The sequence below is a fragment of the Coprococcus sp. RTP31081st1_H1_RTP31081_211007 genome, assembly GCF_040227275.1.
Classification (GTDB): domain Bacteria; phylum Bacillota; class Clostridia; order Lachnospirales; family Lachnospiraceae; genus Coprococcus; species Coprococcus aceti.
In genome coordinates this window covers 619,065-639,170 of the sequence record NZ_JBEHVP010000001.1, presented here as the reverse complement: position 1 = coordinate 639,170, position 20,106 = coordinate 619,065, and the positions used below count along the sequence as shown (strand labels likewise).

General features: G+C 46.7%; 20 protein-coding genes. 19 read left to right on the top strand and 1 reads right to left on the bottom strand.

Annotated features, from left to right (window positions below; translation table 11 throughout):
- The first annotated feature begins 20 nt into the window (after positions 1–20).
- The 13 genes from ABUA31_RS02765 to thiI all read left to right on the top strand — a co-directional run bounded on the left by ABUA31_RS02765 (position 21) and on the right by thiI (position 15,161).
- A complete protein-coding gene (locus ABUA31_RS02765) occupies positions 21–332 on the top strand; it encodes a hypothetical protein (protein WP_015533142.1) in 312 nt (103 codons plus the stop codon).
- Positions 333–424: 92 nt separating this feature from the next.
- Entirely contained in the window at positions 425–1,327 is a 903-nt protein-coding gene (gene gpr / locus ABUA31_RS02760; RefSeq protein WP_015533141.1) for a GPR endopeptidase, read from the top strand.
- A 92-nt stretch (positions 1,328–1,419) separates the two neighbouring features.
- Complete coding sequence (locus ABUA31_RS02755; RefSeq protein WP_349818525.1) at positions 1,420–2,580, top strand: stage II sporulation protein P; 1,161 nt, start codon at positions 1,420–1,422, stop codon at positions 2,578–2,580.
- 135 nt (positions 2,581–2,715) lie between these two features.
- On the top strand, positions 2,716–4,530 hold the full coding sequence (gene lepA / locus ABUA31_RS02750; RefSeq protein ID WP_022217229.1) for a translation elongation factor 4: 1,815 nt from the start codon (positions 2,716–2,718) through the stop codon (positions 4,528–4,530).
- Positions 4,531–4,681: 151 nt separating this feature from the next.
- Positions 4,682–5,980, top strand: a complete 1,299-nt coding sequence (gene hemW, locus ABUA31_RS02745) for a radical SAM family heme chaperone HemW (RefSeq protein WP_349818526.1) — start codon at positions 4,682–4,684, stop codon at positions 5,978–5,980.
- Positions 5,981–6,133: 153 nt separating this feature from the next.
- Positions 6,134–7,174 carry a heat-inducible transcriptional repressor HrcA gene (gene hrcA / locus ABUA31_RS02740; protein WP_015533137.1) on the top strand — a complete coding sequence of 347 codons (1,041 nt, stop codon included), beginning with the start codon at positions 6,134–6,136 and terminating at the stop codon, positions 7,172–7,174.
- Positions 7,175–7,211: 37 nt separating this feature from the next.
- Positions 7,212–7,877 (top strand): nucleotide exchange factor GrpE, encoded by a 666-nt coding sequence (gene grpE / locus ABUA31_RS02735; protein WP_015533136.1) that lies wholly within the window; start codon positions 7,212–7,214, stop codon positions 7,875–7,877.
- Between the two features lie 72 nt (positions 7,878–7,949).
- Positions 7,950–9,797 (top strand): molecular chaperone DnaK, encoded by a 1,848-nt coding sequence (gene dnaK, locus ABUA31_RS02730; RefSeq protein WP_015533135.1) that lies wholly within the window; start codon positions 7,950–7,952, stop codon positions 9,795–9,797.
- A 26-nt stretch (positions 9,798–9,823) separates the two neighbouring features.
- Complete coding sequence (dnaJ, locus tag ABUA31_RS02725; protein ID WP_022217232.1) at positions 9,824–10,981, top strand: molecular chaperone DnaJ; 1,158 nt, start codon at positions 9,824–9,826, stop codon at positions 10,979–10,981.
- A gap of 11 nt (positions 10,982–10,992) precedes the next feature.
- Positions 10,993–11,955 carry a 50S ribosomal protein L11 methyltransferase gene (gene prmA, locus ABUA31_RS02720; protein ID WP_022217233.1) on the top strand — a complete coding sequence of 321 codons (963 nt, stop codon included), beginning with the start codon at positions 10,993–10,995 and terminating at the stop codon, positions 11,953–11,955.
- Between the two features lie 28 nt (positions 11,956–11,983).
- Positions 11,984–12,742, top strand: coding sequence for a 16S rRNA (uracil(1498)-N(3))-methyltransferase (locus tag ABUA31_RS02715; protein ID WP_349818527.1), 759 nt, complete (start codon positions 11,984–11,986; stop codon positions 12,740–12,742).
- Between the two features lie 77 nt (positions 12,743–12,819).
- Complete coding sequence (locus ABUA31_RS02710) at positions 12,820–13,965, top strand: cysteine desulfurase family protein (RefSeq protein WP_022217235.1); 1,146 nt, start codon at positions 12,820–12,822, stop codon at positions 13,963–13,965.
- Between the two features lie 8 nt (positions 13,966–13,973).
- The gene (thiI, locus tag ABUA31_RS02705) at positions 13,974–15,161 is read left to right on the top strand and encodes a tRNA uracil 4-sulfurtransferase ThiI (protein ID WP_015533131.1); all 1,188 of its coding nucleotides are present in this window, start codon (positions 13,974–13,976) and stop codon (positions 15,159–15,161) included.
- A gap of 101 nt (positions 15,162–15,262) precedes the next feature.
- Here thiI and ABUA31_RS02700 read toward each other — a convergent pair whose 3' ends face one another.
- Entirely contained in the window at positions 15,263–15,496 is a 234-nt protein-coding gene (locus tag ABUA31_RS02700) for an HPr family phosphocarrier protein (protein ID WP_015533130.1), read from the bottom strand.
- Between the two features lie 92 nt (positions 15,497–15,588).
- Here ABUA31_RS02700 and mtaB point away from each other — a divergent pair, with 92 nt between their 5' ends.
- From mtaB to ABUA31_RS02670, 6 genes are all read left to right on the top strand, one after another.
- Positions 15,589–16,947, top strand: a complete 1,359-nt coding sequence (gene mtaB / locus ABUA31_RS02695; RefSeq protein ID WP_015533129.1) for a tRNA (N(6)-L-threonylcarbamoyladenosine(37)-C(2))-methylthiotransferase MtaB — start codon at positions 15,589–15,591, stop codon at positions 16,945–16,947.
- A 66-nt stretch (positions 16,948–17,013) separates the two neighbouring features.
- Positions 17,014–17,271, top strand: coding sequence for an IreB family regulatory phosphoprotein (locus ABUA31_RS02690; protein WP_015533128.1), 258 nt, complete (start codon positions 17,014–17,016; stop codon positions 17,269–17,271).
- A gap of 14 nt (positions 17,272–17,285) precedes the next feature.
- Positions 17,286–17,735, top strand: a complete 450-nt coding sequence (gene ruvX / locus ABUA31_RS02685; RefSeq protein ID WP_015533127.1) for a Holliday junction resolvase RuvX — start codon at positions 17,286–17,288, stop codon at positions 17,733–17,735.
- A gap of 59 nt (positions 17,736–17,794) precedes the next feature.
- Positions 17,795–18,073 (top strand): DUF1292 domain-containing protein, encoded by a 279-nt coding sequence (locus tag ABUA31_RS02680; RefSeq protein WP_015533126.1) that lies wholly within the window; start codon positions 17,795–17,797, stop codon positions 18,071–18,073.
- Positions 18,074–18,078: 5 nt separating this feature from the next.
- Entirely contained in the window at positions 18,079–19,743 is a 1,665-nt protein-coding gene (locus tag ABUA31_RS02675) for a ribonuclease J (protein WP_022217240.1), read from the top strand.
- A 12-nt stretch (positions 19,744–19,755) separates the two neighbouring features.
- A complete protein-coding gene (locus ABUA31_RS02670) occupies positions 19,756–20,103 on the top strand; it encodes a YlbF/YmcA family competence regulator (protein WP_015533125.1) in 348 nt (115 codons plus the stop codon).
- The last annotated feature ends 3 nt before the right edge of the window (positions 20,104–20,106 follow it).

Genomic DNA, 20,106 nt, shown 5'->3' with positions numbered 1-20,106 from the left:
GAATAAACAGGAGAAGATATATGTTTGCATCAATAGACGAAGCGGTTGAATACTGGAAGGACGAGCTGTCATATGTGGACGACGCAAAGGTGACAGGATATGTGGGAGGCTACCCGGTGGTGGAATTTACCATCAACAAAGCCGCCTGGGGACTTGTTAAGGACAAGAAGAAATTTGGAAGGATCGTAAGATCATCAGAGATGGAGGGCGGAATAGAAGTCGGTGTGTCGACATGCTTTTATCAGACGGCATCCCTGGAGTGGGAGCCACCTGTCCTCAGGGTGTGCGGATATCCTGAAGTGATCAACAGAATACTTGGCAAGGTAATGTAAGATTTACCGTGGAATGCCCCGGCGGATACATAAAAATGCATCCGCCGGGGTATTTTATTATACATGTAATGGGTTATGTAAGGAGGACGCATATGAACAGGGAGATACGTACGGATCTTGCGATAGAGCTCAGAGAAAATGTAGCCGACAGGAGAAATATGCCAGGGGTCAAGGTGAAGACGGTGGTGAATGAGGACAGGAGCATCAAGACCACCACCATAACGGTGCTGGATGAGATAGGGGAGAAAAATCTGGGAAAGGCAAAGGGACAATATATAACGATAGAGTGTTCCAAGCTTAAGGAATATGAGGAGTCCATACATGAACCTCTGAGGGCGGAGCTTGAGGGCAGACTCAGGGAGCTCATGGGGCATGCGGGAAATATACTGGTGGTCGGACTTGGCAACAGGCAGGTCACCCCGGATTCCATAGGCCCGCTGGTCATAGACAATCTGTATGTGACAAGGCACCTGGACACTCCGGGAAAGCCAGATCTGGTCATGAGTGCCATATGTCCGGGAGTCATGGCACAGACCGGAATAGAGACTGTGGATATAGTCAGGGGAATATGCGATGAGATAGACGTGGAGATCGTGGTTGCAATAGACGCCCTGGCGGCCAGAAGCAGCAAGAGACTCGGATGCACCATCCAGCTCACGGATACAGGTATAAGCCCCGGCTCCGGTGTCGGCAACAACAGAAAGACACTGAGCTCAGACAACCTTGGCAGACGCGTGATCGCAGTCGGTGTTCCGACAGTCATCTCCGTTCCATCCATCATAGACGATTCGCTGGATGAGGTGGCTGATGCATTTAACGAGACCTACGGGCGCAGGATCATGAGGGAGTTCACGGAGAAGCAGAGATACCAGATAGCGTGCAATCTTCTGGACGAGGATATGGCGGATATGTTCGTGACCCCGAAAAATATAGACGAGCTAGTGCGCCGCATCAGCTTTACGATATCTGAGGCGATAAATGCCATAGCGATGTAGAGAAAAATACAGGGAATCATTTGGCACGTACACTCATATATTTGAATAATGGATAACAGAGGCCATAGCATATTCAAAAGGGGTGGAAATGTATGTCGGACAGAAAGCTTCATACGAAGACTGTGTATATACTTGCGTGGGTGATTCTGGTGTGCGCGGGGATATTGATAAAGACCGGGATAGCTGATGATGTGTGGAAGCTGGTGTACCGTGGGATATATGGCAGCTCTTCAGGAGATGCAGGCGGGAGCATATACAGCCCCGGTGCGGCTGAGCCGGATGTGTACTGTTACATGGATTACTGGGAATCCCAGGTCAGGGAGGTGTGCGAGGAGGGCAGGACATACCAGACGGAGGATGCGGATTCCGAAGGCGAGGCATCATCGCAGGCGGAGACTTCAGAGACTTCTGCGCCTGCCAGCACTGAGACCACAGAAGCTGCGCAGAGATCCGCTGATGCCAGGACAGTGTCGGCCATGGCGGATATAACGAGCTCTTATATAGGTATGGACGCAGATACACTCCTTTCATATTGTTATAACGCCACATACCCTAAGTGCGTCAAAAAAGACGAGCTGGATGCGGAAAATCTGCTCGGCAAAGATCTGTCGCTGGATATGGACACGGGCGGATACAAGGTTCTGATATATCACACCCACGGCTCTGAGGCATTTGCGGACTCAAGACCGGGCGAGGTTGACGACACGGTGATAGGACTTGGCAACCGCCTGGCGGAGATACTCACGGATACATATGGCATACCGGTGTACCACGACACCATGGCATATGACATGATGACAGGGGTTCTTGACAGGAACGCTTCCTATGATTATTCGAGGGAAGGTGTGTCACAGATACTTAAGGACAATCCTGAGATAGAGGTCATCATAGATCTCCACAGGGATGGTGTGCCGGATGACACACATCTGGTTACAGATGTGGATGGAAAGCCCACAGCACAGATCATGCTGTTAAATGGTATGTGCCGTGACGAGGATGGCAACGATGTGGACTATTGGAGCAATGACAACAAGGTCGACAACATGGCATTTGCACTTCAGACCTATCTGGCGGGCAGGGCAAATTACGGCGACATGATGCGCAAGATATACATAAGTACGAGCCGGTACAACATGGATCTCATGCCGCACGCCATGCTGGCAGAGATAGGCGCACAGACTAACACGGTGGAGGAGGAATACAACGCCATCGAACCATTTGCCGCAATGCTTGCAAAGGTGCTTCTGAAGTGAGGATTAAGTGGCATATTGGCACTTGCAGTTATATGCTCATACATGTTATATTAACGTCAAATGCGAGTAAGACAAGTATAAGAATAAAAGAGCCTGCACATACAAGGCGCGGGACATAGATAAGGATGTGAAAACATGGAGCATTTAGACCAGTCAAAGATAAGAAATTTCTGTATAATAGCGCATATAGATCACGGTAAATCAACACTTGCCGACAGGATCATAGAGAAGACCGGAACTCTGACCAGCAGGGAGATGCAGAATCAGGTTCTTGACAATATGGATCTTGAGAGGGAGCGTGGAATCACCATCAAGGCACAGTGTGTCAGGATCGTGTACAATGCCAATGATGGACAGGAGTACATATTCAATCTCATAGACACTCCGGGACATGTGGATTTCAATTATGAGGTATCTCGAAGTCTGGCAGCCTGTGAGGGAGCCATACTTGTGGTTGATGCCGCACAGGGCATAGAGGCGCAGACCCTGGCGAATGTATACCTGGCGCTGGATCATGACCTTGATGTCATGCCAGTCATCAACAAGATAGACCTCCCGTCAGCAGATCCGGAGAGGGTCGTGAACGAGATCGAGGATGTAATTGGAATAGAGGCACAGGATGCCCCAAGGATATCGGCAAAGAATGGGATTAATATAGAAGAAGTGCTTGAACAGATCGTGAAGAAGGTGCCGGCACCGCATGGTGACCCTGAGGCTCCACTCAAGGCACTTATATTCGACAGTCTGTATGACTCCTACAAGGGAGTTATCATATTCTGCCGATTATTTGACGGCTGCGTGAAGAAGGGAACCACCATAAGGATGATGGCCACCGGAGCTGAGGCTGAGGTGGTTGAGGTCGGAATATTCGGAGCGGGAAGATTTGTCCCATGTGATGAGCTGTCAGCCGGTATGGTTGGTTACATAACAGCCAGCCTTAAGAATGTACAGGATACCACAGTGGGAGATACAGTCACACAGGCGGACAGGCCATGTGACGAGGCGCTTCCTGGATACAAGAAGGCACAGCCTATGGTATACTGCGGACTCTATCCTGCGGATGGAGCAAAGTATCCGGATCTCAGGGATGCCCTTGAGAAACTTCAGTTAAATGATGCGGCGCTCAGCTTTGAGCCGGAGACATCCATAGCACTGGGCTTTGGTTTCCGATGTGGTTTCCTTGGACTGCTTCACCTTGAGATAGTTCAGGAGCGACTGGAGAGGGAGTTCAATCTTGATCTGGTAACCACAGCGCCAGGCGTTGTATATAAGGTACATACCACAGATGGGAATGTGATAGAGCTCACCAATCCGTCGAATCTGCCGGATCCTTCCACCATAGAGTACATGGAGGAGCCATTTGTCGATGCGGAGATCATGGTCACAACAGAGTATGTGGGTGCCATCATGCAGCTCTGCCAGGAGAGACGAGGCGTGTACAAGAGCATGGAGTACATGGAGGAGACAAGAGCGCTTCTCAAGTACGACCTCCCACTGAACGAGATCATATACGATTTCTTTGATGCACTTAAGTCGCGTTCAAGGGGCTATGCTTCATTTGACTATGAGATGAAGGGCTATGTCCGCTCAGAGCTTGTGAAGCTGGACATCCTTATCAATAAGGAAGAGGTCGATGCACTCTCATTTATCATACACAAGGATACAGCGTATGAAAGGGGCAGAAAGATGTGCGAGAAGCTCAAGGACGAGATCCCGAGACATCTGTTCGAGATCCCGATCCAGGCGGCCATAGGCGGCAAGGTAATAGCCCGCGAGACAGTCAAGGCCATGAGAAAGGATGTCCTTGCCAAGTGCTACGGCGGAGATATATCCAGAAAGAGAAAGCTCCTTGAAAAGCAGAAGGAAGGAAAGAAGCGAATGAGACAGGTGGGCAATGTGGAGATACCACAGAAGGCATTTATGTCTGTCCTGAAGCTTGATGAGGAATAGAAAAGACCGGGAACACAGTGACACGGTTATATCAAATAAGAAATAATAGAATCGTAGAAAAGCCGTTAATGAGAGCATTCTGACAGGAGCATTCTTAGTAGCGGCTTTTTTCATGCGGTGACGATATTTGAAATAAAAAGGAAGGATACTAATGATAGATATAATAAATACCGAAAATTCAGATCGGGATTTCGGCGATGCAAATAATGACGAAGTTTTAGAGTCATATGAGAAGAAGCCGCTCAGCATATACATACATATCCCATTCTGTGTGAAGAAATGTGCATACTGCGACTTCCTGTCATTTCCGGTGGGGGCAGCCTGCATGTCGGGATATGGAGTGTACCGTGAGAAATACATCGAAGCCCTGTGCGAGGAGCTGAAAAGCTACTCGTATTTGGCGGAGACCCACAAGGTCAGGACAATATACATAGGAGGCGGAACCCCATCCATACTGGAGCCGGACGAGATCACACTTGTAATGACGACGGTGAGGAAGCTGTTCGATGTCGCAGAGGATGCGGAGATAAGCATAGAGGTAAATCCGGGCACCCTGACCAGCCGTAAGGCAGCAGAATATATAGCAAATGGCATAAACAGGATGAGCATAGGCCTTCAGTCCGCACAGAAAAATGAGCTGGAAGCTCTGGGCAGGATACACAATTATGACCAGTTCCTCGCCGCATTTGACATGGCTAGGGAGGCCGGATTTCGCAATATAAATATAGACCTGATGTCAGACATACCGGGACAGACCATGAGGTCATATCTGGACACCCTTGACAAGGTATTAAGGTGTAAGCCGGAGCACATATCGTCCTACAGCCTCATAGTGGAGGACGGAACTCCTCTGGCAGCAGATGAGAACCTGCTGTCACAGATCCCGGATGAGGACGTGGACAGGCAGATGTACGACATAACAAATAAGCTCTTAGGCACCGGCGGCTACCACAGATACGAGATATCCAATTACGCCAAAGCTGGCTACGAGTGCAGACATAACATAGTCTACTGGACCCTCGGGGAATACATAGGAATCGGAATCGGAGCAGCGTCCTTCCTGTACGGCAGACGCTACACCAACACATCCAGTCTGGAAGACTACATAGACGGCATGGCAAGACACAGGGAGCTCATGACATTCGGAGATCACGTCGCAAATTCGGGTAAGGCAAGAGATATAATAGAACACATGCGCAATGTGGAAGAAGAACTTGACGCAGACAGGCTGATGGAGGAATATATGTTCCTCGGCCTGCGTATGATATTCGGTGTGAGTGCAGAAAAATTCAACGACTACTTTGGACACTCCATCTACGACATATACGGCTCCGTCATAGATAAATACAAGTCCACCGGCCACCTCGAAGATGACCACGGCCTGATCCGCCTCACAAAAAAAGGCATCGACGTAAGCAACACGATCCTGGCGGACTTCTTAATAGAATAATACTGGCACGACCGTCCTTCAAAACATAAAAAAAACACAAAAACATTCGTTATTTTGTTGACAAAAGGGGGCGGCAGTGTTAGATTATGTTTAGTGGTTAGCACTCGGATATGTTGAGTGCTAATAAGACTAAAAGCAAAAAGGAATGAGAGTATGGAACTTGACGAGAGAAAAGTCAGAATTCTAAAAGCGATCGTTTCGAATTACCTGGAGACTGGAGAGCCCGTTGGATCGAGAACCATTTCCAAGCTGGCCGACATGAATGTCAGCCCGGCTACCATAAGAAATGAGATGTCAGATCTTGAGGACATGGGTTTTATATGCCAGCCACATGCATCGGCAGGAAGAGTTCCGACGGATGCAGGTTACAGGTTTTATGTTGACAGCATCATGGCAGACAGGAATGAAGAGAAAGCAGAGAATCAGACAGAGAGAGAGAATCTGCTGCAGAGAGTTGATAAGCTTGAGAAGCTTCTCAAGCAGGTGGCAAAGGTGCTTGCGACTAACACTCAGTACGCAACACTGGTTACGATGCCACAGTACAACAACACAGTAAAGTTCATCCAGTTGTCACAGGTTGATGAGACCACATTGCTGGCGGTCATCATGGTTGATGGCAATATAGTCAAGAATAAGCTGATCAAGACGACGTACAGCCTGAAGAATGAAGATATTTTAAAATTTAATATTCTGCTAAATACCTTCCTTCAGGGCGCGGCACTTCAGGATATCAATCTTGAACTTATACAGACCATGAAGGTTCAGGCAGGTGAATATGCAGAGATCCTTGAGACGATATTCCAGGGAATCATGGAGGCGATCCATGAGGCCGATGATCTCAAGGTTTATACCAGTGGAGCAACGAATGTACTCAAGTACCCTGAGTTGGCGAACACGTCATCCGCAGAGAAGCTGCTCGGAACACTGGAAGACATAGAGGACAAAGAAGAATTTGCAAAACATGTGGAGGATGTGATCCAGCAGGACAGCGACATACAGATCCTGATAGGACAGGAGAACAGCGATGAAAACCTGAAGGACTGCTCCCTTGTAACAGCAACATACAAGATGCCGGAGGGTGCAAAAGGAACGATAGGAATAATCGGACCGAAGAGGATGGATTACAAGAAAGTTGTGAGCATGCTCAAGGAACTCACCGGAGAGCTTGATGACATATTTAACAACAATGGATAGACAGATAAGATTATAACGATGAATAGGAGGATATGTAATGGCTGATAGCAATAACAGTACTGCATCCGACAAGAAGGTTAAGACAGAGCAGACAGCAGCCGAGACCATAGTTGGAGATGCTTCAGCAGAGATAAAGGATGGCGTTGAGTCAGAAGTCAAGGTCGATGAGACCGTTGACGTTCCGGAGGAGCAGGCAGAGGCTGCAAAGCCACAGCATGTTGCAAAGGAGAACAGACGTGGAGGCAAGGCTCTCCGTGAGGAGAACGAGAAGCTCAAGGAACGCTGCAAGGATGCAGAGACAAAGTACACAAGACTTCTTGCGGAGTGTGAGAACATCCGCCAGAGAAATGAAAAAGAGTCAGGCAAATTGTACGACATAGGTGCAAAGGGAGTTCTTGAGAAGCTCCTTCCTGTGGTAGACAATTTTGAGAGAGCAATGGCAGCCATTCCTGATGAGGATAAGGACAGACCATTCGAGTCGGGAGTTGCAAATATATATAAGCAGCTTATGACGTCATTGGAAAGCATAGGTGTAAAGCCTATGGATTGCGCCGGGGAACAGTTTGATCCTACATTCCACAATGCAGTGATGCATGTAGAGGATGACAACTACGAAGAGAATGTAATCGTTGAAGAGATGCAGAAGGGTTACATGTACAAGGATCAGGTGCTCAGATTTAGCATGGTAAAGGTAGCAAATTAAACTTCATAAGAAGGACCCACGGAGTGGGAGATTTCTTAATATTGTAAATTTTTTTTCTAGGAGGAAAAGACAATGGGTAAGATTATAGGTATTGACTTAGGTACAACAAATTCATGTGTAGCAGTTATGGAAGGTGGTAAGCCTGTAGTTATAGCTAACTCAGAGGGTATGAGAACAACACCTTCAGTAGTAGGTTTCCTGAAGACAGGAGAGAGAGTAGTAGGTGAGCCTGCAAAGCGTCAGGCAGTTACAAACGCAGATAAGACAATTTCATCTATCAAGCGTCACATGGGATCAGATTACAGAGTAGAGATAGATGGCAAGAAGTATTCACCACAGGAGATTTCAGCAATGATCCTTCAGAAGCTGAAGTCAGATGCAGAGGGATACTTAGGAGAGAAGGTTACAGAGGCAGTTATCACAGTTCCTGCTTACTTCTCAGATGGACAGAGACAGGCAACAAAGGATGCCGGTAAGATCGCAGGTCTTGATGTAAAGCGTATCATCAACGAGCCTACAGCAGCAGCTCTTTCATATGGTCTTGACAACGAGCAGGAGCAGAGAATCATGGTTTACGATTTAGGTGGTGGTACATTCGATGTATCTATCATTGAGATCGGTGAGGGTGTCATCGAGGTTCTTGCAACAGCCGGCGATAACAAGCTCGGTGGTGATGACTTCGATAACGCAATTACACAGTATATGCTTGATGAATTCAAGAAGGCAGAGGGCATCGACCTTTCAGGCGATAAGATGGCTATGCAGAGATTAAAGGAAGCAGCAGAGAAGGCAAAGAAGGAGCTGTCATCAGCTACAACAACCAACATCAACCTTCCTTTCATCACAGCAAACCAGGATGGACCAAAGCATTTCGATATGAACCTTACAAGAGCTAAGTTCGATGAGCTTACAGCAGATCTTGTAGACAGAACAAAGGGCCCTGTTAACACAGCACTTGCTGATGCAGGACTTACAGCAGCAGACCTTGACAAGGTACTTCTTGTCGGTGGTTCAACCCGTATCATAGCAGTACAGGAAGAGGTTAAGAGACTTACAGGTAAGGAGCCATTCAAGGGAATCAACCCTGATGAGTGTGTTGCTATCGGTGCTTGTATCCAGGGTGGTAAGCTTGCCGGAGATGCCGGTGCAGGCGAGATCCTTCTTCTGGATGTTACACCACTTACACTTTCAATCGAGACAATGGGTGGTATAGCTACTCACCTTATCGAGAGAAATACAACAATCCCTACAAAGAAGAGCCAGATCTTCTCAACAGCACAGGATAATCAGGATGCCGTTGATATCAACGTAGTACAGGGTGAGAGACAGTTCGCAAAGGACAACAAGAGTCTTGGCAGATTCAGACTTGATGGTATCGCTCCAGCAAGACGTGGAGTTCCACAGATCGAGGTTACATTCGATATCGATGCAAATGGTATCGTAAATGTATCAGCAAAGGATCTCGGAACAGGAAGAGAGCAGCACATTACTATCACATCAGGAACATCACTTTCAGATGATGATATCGATAGAGCAGTTAAGGAAGCAGCAGAGTACGAGGCTCAGGATAAGAAGCGTAAGGAAGGCATCGAGGCAAGAAATGAGGCAGATGCACTTGCATTCCAGACAGAGAAGGCACTCGGCGAGGTAGGAGATAAGCTTTCAGATTCTGACAAGGCTGGCGTAAAGGCAGATCTTGACTCCTTAAGAGCAGCAATAGACAGCACAGATGCAGAGAATATGAGCGATGCAGATGTAGATAAGATCAAGGCTGCAAAGGATAAGCTGATGGAGAGCGCACAGAACCTGTTCTCAAAGCTCTATGAGCAGAACGGTCCTGGAGCAAACGCAGGAACAGGTGCAGGCACACCTGATTACTCAGATGGCGATGTTGTAGATGGAGATTTCACAGAGGTTTAATATATAGAGGATGAAAGGTAAAGGCTATGGCAGAGACAAAGACCGATTATTATGAAGTCCTTGGTGTAACCAAGGGAGCCTCTGAAGCCGAGATCAAAAGGGCATACCGAGTGGTAGCAAAAAAATACCACCCGGATATGAACCCTGGTGATGAAGAGGCTGCAGAGAAATTCAAAGAAGCAGCTGAAGCTTATTCAGTCCTCAGTGACCCTGAGAAACGTGCAAAGTATGATCAGTTTGGCCATGCAGCATTCGACCAGAACGGTGGCGGTGCCGACGGATTTGGTGGATTTGACTTCGCAGACATGGGAGATATCTTTGGAGATATATTCGGAGATATGTTCGGTGGCGCAAGCCGTCAGAGAAATACAAATGGCCCTATGAAGGGCGCAAACATCAAGACCACCATCAGAGTAGCCTTTGAGGAGGCTATATTCGGAACCCAGAAGGAGCTTGAGCTCCCACTGAAGGATGAGTGTGATGTATGTAAGGGAACCGGTTCACAGCCGGGACACCAGCCGGAGGTCTGCGGCAAGTGCGGCGGTAAGGGCCAGATAGTGACAACACAGCAGTCACTTTTTGGAGTTGTACGTAATGTTCAGACATGTCCTGATTGTAGTGGATCTGGTAAGATCATCAGATACAAGTGCAGCAACTGTGCAGGAACAGGATATGTAAAGAGCAGAAAGAAGATACAGATAGCTATTCCACCAGGAGTAGACAATGGTACTAACATCCGAATCAAAGGAAAGGGTGAGCCTGGTATCAACGGTGGTGAGAGAGGAGATCTTACAGTTACCATACTTGTTGATCGTCATCCAAACTTCCAGAGACAGGAGTACAATCTGTATTCATCAGAGCCTATCACATTTACACAGGCAGCACTTGGTGGAGTTATCAAGATCAACACCATCGAAGGAGAGGTTGATTACACCATACCACCAGGAACACAGACAGATACACGTATAAAGCTGAAGGGCAAAGGAGTACCTAACCTCAAGAACCCAACTCAGCGAGGCGATCACTATGTAACACTTGTTGTACAGGTGCCGGAGAAGCTCACAGAGGAGCAGAAGAAGATCCTAAATCAGTATGAGCAGGCAACACTTGTAGAGACAAGACCTGCAACAGATTCAGCAGGACCATTTACATTTGGCGATCACAAGAGAAGAAAGAAAAAGTAGGTATAAAATATATGAAATGGACGAAGCTCACAATAGATACAACATGTGAAGCTGAAGACCTCATAAGCGCCTTCCTCGAAGAGGAAGGCGTTTTGGGTGTTCAGATAGAAGATAATATTCCCCTCACTGAGGAGGAGATGGAGACGATGTTTGTCGATCTCCTGCCGGATGATATGCCGGAAAATGATGGAACTGCAAAGGTGTCCTGTTTCCTTGACGATACATTTGACGTGCAGGAGATAAAGGATAAGGTGGCTGCAGAGATCAGGAGACTGTCAGAGTTTCTTCCTGTCGGAACAGGCAAGATAACCGAGAGTGAGACGAAGGAAGAGGACTGGAGAGACAACTGGAAGGCCTACTTCAAGCCATTCAGACTGTATGACAATATCATCATCAAGCCAACCTGGGAGGAAGTGCCGGAGGATGCAACGGATGAGGATATAGTTATTGAGATAGATCCCGGAACAGCATTTGGAACAGGTTCCCATGAGACCACGAGACTGTGCATAGGCCAGCTCAAGAAGTACATGAAGGATGGAGATGAGATACTCGATGCCGGAAGCGGAAGCGGTATCCTGTCATTTGTTTGCAATAAGCTGGGTGCAAAGCATGTTCTCGGTATAGACATAGATCCGATCGCTGTTGATGTGGCGGGAGAGAACAGAGATGTGAACCATATTCCTGCCGAGGCTGTGGAATTCAAGTGCGGAAATGTCCTTGAGGACCAGAAACTGGTAGAGTCAATAGGCGCAAATTATGATATAGTAGTTGCAAATATCCTTGCAGACGTTATAATTCCAATGTCGGCTGTAGTTCAGAAGTTTATGAAGGATGATGGTATTTTTATATCATCGGGCATTATAAACATAAAAGAGGATGAGGTCAGACAGGCTCTTCTTGACAATAACTTTGATATCGTAGATACTGTCTACATGAATGACTGGGTAAGCTTTGTCGCAAAAAAGCATGTATGAACCAGCGTGTGAGAGGAAATAATCAAATATGAACAGATTCTTTGTAGACGTAGATGGCAGAGATATAGGAACAGATATAAGCATAACAGGCGGAGACGTTAACCATATAAAGAACGTTCTCCGCCTTAAAGTGGGTCAGGAGATAACTGTCAGTAACGGCAGAGGAAGAGATTATACGTGCAGTATATCGGAGCTTGGCAGAGACGAGGTTCTGTGCCACGTCGAGGATGTGAATGATAACTTTGCAGAGCTTCCGGTGGAGGTTACCCTGTTTCAGGGATATCCAAAGTCGGATAAGATGGATCTTATAGTACAGAAGATGGTGGAGCTCGGTGTCTGCCGGATAGTTCCGGTATTCACTGCGCGCACCATAGTGAAGCTTGATGCAAAGAAGGTTGCAAAGAAGACCGAGAGATGCCGGATCATAGCGGAGTCTGCTGCAAAACAGTCCGGAAGGGGAATCGTCCCTGAGATCACGGAGCCGGTAACATTTGCACAGGCGATAGAGATGGCGAAGACTCTTGATATGAATATAATTCCATATGAGGAGGCGGAGGGACTTGCAAAGTCCAGACAGATCATCGCTGATGTGACAGCACCGTCCTCTGCCCGCAGAAGTCTGGGGGTATTCATAGGCCCGGAGGGTGGCTTTGCCAGGGAAGAAGTGGAACAGGCAATGGCGGCCGGGGCGGAATGTATAACTCTTGGACACAGGATACTGCGCACTGAGACGGCCGGACTGGCGGTTATGTCGATCATCATGTTCAGTGCCGACAGGGACAATTAGAACAATATTGTAGAGATTAGTGAAAGAAAGAAGCTTGAAGCCGGACGTATATCGGTTTCGGAATGGTGGAAGACAACATGGAAGCATATTTTGACAATTCAGCGACCACCCCGGTTTATCCAGAGGTGAGAGATCTTGTGGTAAAGTTAATGGAACAGGACTATGGCAATCCGTCATCACTGCACCAGAAGGGTGTGGATGCGGCCAGATACGTGAGCGATGCTAGGGATAAGATAGCCAGGCTGCTCAAGGTTCAGGCGAAGGAGATCGTGTTCACATCGGGAGGAACAGAATCCAACAACATGGCTCTGATAGGAGGCGCACTTGCCAACAGGAGAGCGGGCAACAAGATCATAACAACAGCAGTTGAGCATGCCTCAGTCGGCAGTCCGCTGACATTCCTTGAGGATATGGGATTTGATGTTGTCAGGATTCCGACTGGAAACGATGGTGTGGTCGATGTTGACCGGTTGGTAGATGAGGTCGACGACGACACGATCATAGTGTCAGTCATGTACGTCAACAATGAGATAGGAGCTGTCATGCCGGTGGAGGACATTGCCAGACGTATAAAGGAGAAGAATCCGAGTGTGCTCTTCCATGTGGATGCCATACAGGCATTTGGCAAATATGTGATATACCCGAAGCGTATGGGAATAGACATGATGTCCATAAGCAGCCATAAATTCCACGGACCAAAGGGCGTTGGAGCACTGTTCATAAAGGACAGAGTCAAGGTCAAGCCTGTGATATACGGTGGAGGCCAGCAGGGCGGAATGCGGTCAGGAACAGAGAATGTACCGGGAATAGCCGGAATGGCACTGGCTGCCGAGATGACCTACAGAGATCTCGATGCAAATGTAGCGCACATGAGAGAACTCAAGGAACATCTTATAGATGAACTCACACAGATAGACGATGTGTACAGTAATTCCGGGAATGCGCCCCATATAGCCAGCATAACCTTCAAGGGAGTGCGAAGTGAGGTCATGCTTCATGCTCTGGAAGAGAAGGGCATATATGTCTCATCCGGTTCAGCATGTTCGTCGAATAAACATTCCACAAGCAGCACGCTGAAGGCCATAGGTCTGCCACCTGAGAAGCTTGAGTCCACACTGAGATTCAGTTTTTCACCGGAGAATACAATGGAACAGATAGATTATGCAGTCGAGTGCTGCAAGGAACTTTTACCGATACTCAGAAGATATGTGAGGAAGAAATAGGAGGAAATATGCAGTACAAGGCATTTATGATAAAGTATGCCGAGATAGGCACAAAGGGAAAGAACAGATATATATTTGAAGACATACTCTGTAAGAACATCAACAGAAAGCTGAAGCCTTACGGAGATTTCTATATCCGCAAGGAGCAGGGAAGAATATTCGTTGAGTGCAAGTCGGATTACGACTATGAGGATGTGGTAAATGCCCTTGGAAAAGTATTTGGTATCGTTGGAATATGCCCTGTTGTGGTTGAGGAGAACACAGAGTTTGAAAACCTCAAGCAGAAGGTAATAGATTATGTTGAAAAGGCATACGACAGAAAGAACTTCACATTCAAGGTGTTCACCAGAAGAAATGACAAGACATATCCTATGACTTCCATGGAGGTAAGCGCCGAGCTTGGACATTTCCTCCTTGAGGCGTTCCCTGATCTTACAGTGGATGTGCACTCACCTCAGGAGATAATCAATGTGGAGATTAGAAAGGTAGCATATATCTATTCGATCACCATACCTGGCCCGGGAGGACTGCCGGTTGGAACGAACGGCAGAGGAATGGCACTTCTGTCAGGCGGTATAGACAGCCCTGTTGCGGCATATATGATAGCCAAGAGAGGAGTTGTTGTGGAGGCAGTATATTTCCACGCACCTCCGTTCACAAGCGAGAGAGCAAAGCAGAAGGTTATAGATCTGGCATGTCTTGTGGCCAACTACTCAGGAGCCATCAGACTCCATGTTGTCAACTTTGCCGATGTACAGATGGCAATATACGACAACTGTCCTCATGAGGAGCTCACGATCATCATGAAGAGATACATGATCAAGATAGCGGAGGAGCTGGCTGAGAAGAATGACTGTCAGTGTACGATAACAGGAGAGAGCATAGGCCAGGTTTCAAGCCAGACTGTGTTCAGCCTGAACGTTATCAACCAGGTCAGCACCATGCCGGTGTTCAGACCATGTATAGGCATGGATAAGCAGGAGATAGTAGACATATCAGAGAAGATCGGAACATACGAGACATCTATACTGCCATACGAGGATTGCTGTACGACATTTGTTGCAAAGCATCCGGTTACACATCCGGTTCTCTCTGCGATAGAGAAGTCGGAGGCAAAGCTCACAGGAATTATCGAGCCATTGTACCGCAAGGCTGTAGATACGGCAGAGGTCGTTATGTGTCGCGCAAAGCAGTAAAACAATATAAAACAGTGATAAAAGACAACAAAAAAGAGATGCTTCATAATAAGCATCTCTTTGATTATCAGATCCATATAACATACGGGGCAGAATAAATACTATTCTGCAAGGTATGGCTTCAGAGTAGCCATGATCTCATCGATACCGCTCTCTGCATGAATGTTAAGTTCGATAGGCTTTGAGATATCAAGACTGAAAATACCCATGATTGACTTTGCATCAATTACGTAACGTCCTGATACGAGGTCGAATTCTGCGTCAAATTTCGCAATGTCATTGCAAAAGCTCTTGACCTTATCGATTGAGTTTAAAGAAATCTTAACTGCTGTCATAAATAGTCCTCCTAACCCTTGTAAGTTTTTTATGTACTGTCATTATTATATTTTTATAGAATACAAAAGTCAATATAAGGAGTGTAAAATACATGCTAAAAGGAATGTCTGTGGCTGCCACAACACTTGGCTGCAAAGTCAATCAGGCGGAGACTGACAGCATGCTCGACATGCTGAAGGCTGCCGGTGCAAATATAGTGGAATTTGACGAAAAAGCAGATATATATATAGTAAATACCTGTTCTGTGACCAATATTGCGGACAAAAAATCAAGGCAGATGCTTCACAGAGCCAGAAAGATGAATCCTGATGGAATAGTGATAGCCGCAGGATGCTATGTGCAGTCAGCCAGAGAGATTCTCGAGCAGGATGAAGCTATAGATATAGTAATAAGCAACAATAAGAAGAAAAGTATCACAGAAATAGTTAATGATTATATTAATGTGAGAAACAATGAAAAAAATGCCCCGGGTAAAGATCATGAAGCCATGGAATACTTCGTGGATATATCCAGAGAGACTGAGTACGAGGAGATGGGCGGCCATGTCCCTGTGGGACACACAAGGGCATATGTCAAGATCCAGGACGGCTGCAATCAGTTCTGCTCATACTGCATAATCCCGTATGTAAGAGGAAGGATAAGAAGCAGAAGCCAGGAGGCGATCCTTGCAGAAGTATCAGAGCTTGCGGAGGCAGGAATAAAAGAAGTTGTGCTTACCGGTATACACATATCGTCATATGGCAAAGATAAGAATAATGAGGGAGCACTTATAGAGCTTATAGAGGCTATCTCAAAAATCAAAGGAATCAAGAGAATAAGGCTTGGTTCACTTGAGCCGGGGATAATAACAGAGGAGTTTGTGGAGAGGATTTCATCCAATTCGAAAGTATGTCCACACTTCCATCTGAGCCTGCAGAGCGGCTGTGATTCAGTGCTCAAGAGAATGAACAGAAAGTACACTTGCGAGCAATACTTTGAAAAATGTGACATGCTGAGAAAGGCGTATAAGTCCCCTGCGCTCACCACGGATGTGATAGTGGGCTTCCCGGGAGAGACTGAGGAAGAATTTGCAGAGACTGTCAGATATCTGACGGAGCTCAATCTGTATGAGATGCATATATTCAAGTATTCTCCGAGAAAGGGAACAGTCGCTGCCGCCATGAAAGAGCAGGTTGCCCCTGAGATAAAGAATGAGCGAAGCGATGTGCTGCTTAAGCTTGCCCATGACAACAAGACCGCATATGAAGCCCAGTTTGAGGGCTGTGAGCTTGAAGTCCTGGTGGAAGAGGTTGTAAAGAAGGACAATAAGACATATCTCAGAGGACATACGGAGAGATACATGGATATACTCATAGATGTGGGCGACATATCCATGCCGGAGAGTTTTGTGAACAGCTTTGTGTATGTGACATATACCCAAAATGGGGGAAACCTTCCTTTACTTTTGTAGTTTTTTATATTAGAATAGGAATGTTAATTGGCTCATGAGATAATAACAAGATGAGGACGTGATTTGATGAATAACGAAAGTACACAGAATATTGTTCCAATCAAGGACGCGACATTGGACGTACGCGAGATAATTGGAGAAGTATACGATGCACTTACCGAGAAAGGATATAATCCGGTAAGCCAGGTTGTTGGGTACATAATGAGCGGTGACCCGACATATATCACAAGCTACAAGAACGCGCGAAGCCTGATCATGAAGGTGGAGAGAGACGAGATCATTGAGGTTTTACTTGAGGACTACATCAAGAATAACCTCGTGTAAAGGAAAAGAATAGTATGAGAATATTGGGACTTGACTATGGAACCAAGACGGTGGGAGTTGCCGTGAGCGATCCGCTCAAGATGACTGCCCAGCCGCTGGAGACGATAGAGAGAAAGTCGGCGAACAAGCTGAGACAGACACTTGCCCGCATAGAGGCCATACTTGAAGAGTATGGAGCGGCAGGAGAGCGCGACCGCATAGAGCTGATAGTGCTTGGCTACCCGAAGAACATGAACAATTCAGAGGGAGACAGATGCGAGGCCACCCAGGCATTCAAGGAGGATCTTGAGCGCAGAACAGGACTTGAGGTTGTTCTGTGGGATGAGCGCCTTACCACTGTGGAGGCAGAGCGGATCCTTATGGACAGCGGAGTGAGAAGAGAGAACAGGAAGACGTACATAGACAAGATGGCGGCTGCGGTCATACTGCAGAACTATCTTGATGCGAAGTGCAGCAGTCTGTGATAGACACAGACCTTCTGCCTTTGTTTTGTGTACGCCTGAAGAAGTATTAAGAGGTTTATATGGCAGAGAACAGGAAGACGGACAACAGTATCATATTTGAAGCAGAAGATGGAACAGAAGTGGAATTCTCGGTTGTGGAGCAGACCACACTTGGCGGCGTGAATTATCTGTTCGTTATAGACAAGGCGGATGATGAATCATTCCTTATCCTTCGCGAGAACAACGGAGCTGATACGGAAGAGATGGCAGCATACGATATTGTGGAAGATGAAAATGAATTAGAGGCGGTCATCAAGATATTTGACGAGCTGCTTGAGGACGTAAATTTGGAGGTATAAGAAAATTGAATAAGAATAATAAAGAGACAGTGAAGATCATTCCTTTGGGCGGTCTGGAACAGATTGGAATGAATATCACTGCGATAGAGTATGAGGACTCTATCATAGTCATTGACTGCGGACTGGCATTCCCTGAGGACGACATGTTAGGAATCGATCTGGTAATTCCTGATGTCACCTATCTCAAGGAAAACGCGGACAAGGTCAGGGGACTCGTGGTTACCCATGGACATGAGGATCACATAGGAGCCATACCGTACATTGAGAAAGAATTAAACATGCCGATCTATGCGACCAAGCTGACCATGGGTCTTATAGAGAACAAACTGAAGGAACACAACCTTATGAACAACACCAGAAGAAAGGTTGTAAAGTATGGTCAGAATATAAATCTTGGGGCATTTAGAGTGGAATTTATCAGAACAAACCACTCCATAGCAGATTCGGCGGCCCTTGCCATATACACACCGGCCGGACTTATTGTCCACACCGGAGATTTCAAGATAGACTACACACCGGTATTTGGTGGAACCATAGATCTTCAGAGATTTGCTGAGCTCGGCAAGAAGGGTGTGCTTGCACTCATGGCTGACTCGACAAATGCTGAGAAGGAGGGCTTCACACAGTCAGAGAAGACAGTGGGAAGAACATTTGACAACCTGTTCAACGACAACAAGGATCACAGGATCATCATAGCGACATTTGCATCCAACGTTGACAGAGTACAGCAGATCATCAATTCAGCTTACAAGTATGGCAGAAAGGCTGTCATAGAGGGACGAAGCATGGTGAACATCATCACCACGGCGTCCGAGCTTGGATATATCAACATACCGGATAACACACTCATAGATATAAGCGAGATGAAGAACTACCCGGATGAGAAGGTTGTTCTCATCACCACGGGAAGTCAGGGAGAGAACATGGCTGCGCTGTCACGTATAGCTGCATCCATACACAATAAAGTAGCCATAAAGCCTGGTGATGTGGTCATTTTCAGCTCACATCCTATACCGGGAAATGAAAAGGCGGTATTCAAGGTTATAAATGAGCTCGAGGCGAAGGGTGCACACGTTATATTTGAGGATACACATGTATCCGGCCATGCCTGCCGTGAGGAGCTCAAGCTTATATATGCGCTCACAAGACCGAAATATGCAATACCTGTCCACGGTGAGTACAGACACCTCAAGAGACATGCAGAGCTTGCAGTTGAGATGGGAATCCCTAAGGAGAATGTCAAGATCATGACCACAGGCGATGTTCTTGAGATCGGCGAGGAGAAGTTCGACGTTGTCGGCAAGGTTCCTGCACAGGGAGTATTTGTGGATGGACTTGGAGTTGGAGATGTTGGAAATATTGTCCTCAGAGACAGACAGCTTCTGTCACAGAATGGTCTCATAATCATAGTTGTGACCCTGGACAGATACAGCAACCAGCTTGTTGCAGGACCGGATATAGTGTCAAGAGGCTTCGTGTACGTCAGGGAGTCTGAGACACTTATGGAAGACTGCAGGATCACATGTCAGGAGGCTCTCGACAGATGCCTGAGCCGCGGCGTGACAGACTGGGGTAAGATCAAATCCGTGATAAAGGATGACATGGGAGAGTTCCTCTGGAAGAGGACAAAGAGAAGCCCTATGATCCTTCCTATAATCACAGAGGTGTAGAAGGGTGAGAAAATGACAGATACATTGGAACTTAGCAGACAATTGAATGCGTGCATCAAGGATTCTGATGTCTACAAGAATTATCAGTATTGCAAGGATAAACTTAGACAGAAACCAGAAAAACTTCAGCAGCTCATGGAATTTCGTAAGAAAAATTATGAAATACAGAATAACGAAATGCTTGACAATCCATATGATGAAGTTAATAATCTATTCATGGAATATGACTCCATAGTCCATGATACTATAGTCAATGACTTTATCAGGGCGGAGCAGAAGCTGGTGAGAATGATGAAGCTTGTATATGAACAGATAGCGGACGATCTTGATTTCGATATCATAGATGAGGACGCCCGGTGATTC

Coding starts and splice junctions, on each gene's coding strand:
- ruvX (WP_015533127.1), top strand. CDS start 17,286: ATGAGAATATTGGGACTTGACTATGGAACCAAGACGGTGGGAGTTGCC.
- ABUA31_RS02765 (WP_015533142.1), top strand. CDS start 21: ATGTTTGCATCAATAGACGAAGCGGTTGAATACTGGAAGGACGAGCTG.
- dnaK (WP_015533135.1), top strand. CDS start 7,950: ATGGGTAAGATTATAGGTATTGACTTAGGTACAACAAATTCATGTGTA.
- grpE (WP_015533136.1), top strand. CDS start 7,212: ATGGCTGATAGCAATAACAGTACTGCATCCGACAAGAAGGTTAAGACA.
- thiI (WP_015533131.1), top strand. CDS start 13,974: ATGCAGTACAAGGCATTTATGATAAAGTATGCCGAGATAGGCACAAAG.
- dnaJ (WP_022217232.1), top strand. CDS start 9,824: ATGGCAGAGACAAAGACCGATTATTATGAAGTCCTTGGTGTAACCAAG.
- ABUA31_RS02700 (WP_015533130.1), bottom strand. CDS start 15,496: ATGACAGCAGTTAAGATTTCTTTAAACTCAATCGATAAGGTCAAGAGC.
- ABUA31_RS02710 (WP_022217235.1), top strand. CDS start 12,820: ATGGAAGCATATTTTGACAATTCAGCGACCACCCCGGTTTATCCAGAG.
- hrcA (WP_015533137.1), top strand. CDS start 6,134: ATGGAACTTGACGAGAGAAAAGTCAGAATTCTAAAAGCGATCGTTTCG.
- lepA (WP_022217229.1), top strand. CDS start 2,716: ATGGAGCATTTAGACCAGTCAAAGATAAGAAATTTCTGTATAATAGCG.
- ABUA31_RS02715 (WP_349818527.1), top strand. CDS start 11,984: ATGAACAGATTCTTTGTAGACGTAGATGGCAGAGATATAGGAACAGAT.
- hemW (WP_349818526.1), top strand. CDS start 4,682: ATGATAGATATAATAAATACCGAAAATTCAGATCGGGATTTCGGCGAT.
- ABUA31_RS02680 (WP_015533126.1), top strand. CDS start 17,795: ATGGCAGAGAACAGGAAGACGGACAACAGTATCATATTTGAAGCAGAA.
- ABUA31_RS02755 (WP_349818525.1), top strand. CDS start 1,420: ATGTCGGACAGAAAGCTTCATACGAAGACTGTGTATATACTTGCGTGG.
- gpr (WP_015533141.1), top strand. CDS start 425: ATGAACAGGGAGATACGTACGGATCTTGCGATAGAGCTCAGAGAAAAT.
- ABUA31_RS02690 (WP_015533128.1), top strand. CDS start 17,014: ATGAATAACGAAAGTACACAGAATATTGTTCCAATCAAGGACGCGACA.
- mtaB (WP_015533129.1), top strand. CDS start 15,589: ATGCTAAAAGGAATGTCTGTGGCTGCCACAACACTTGGCTGCAAAGTC.
- prmA (WP_022217233.1), top strand. CDS start 10,993: ATGAAATGGACGAAGCTCACAATAGATACAACATGTGAAGCTGAAGAC.
- ABUA31_RS02670 (WP_015533125.1), top strand. CDS start 19,756: ATGACAGATACATTGGAACTTAGCAGACAATTGAATGCGTGCATCAAG.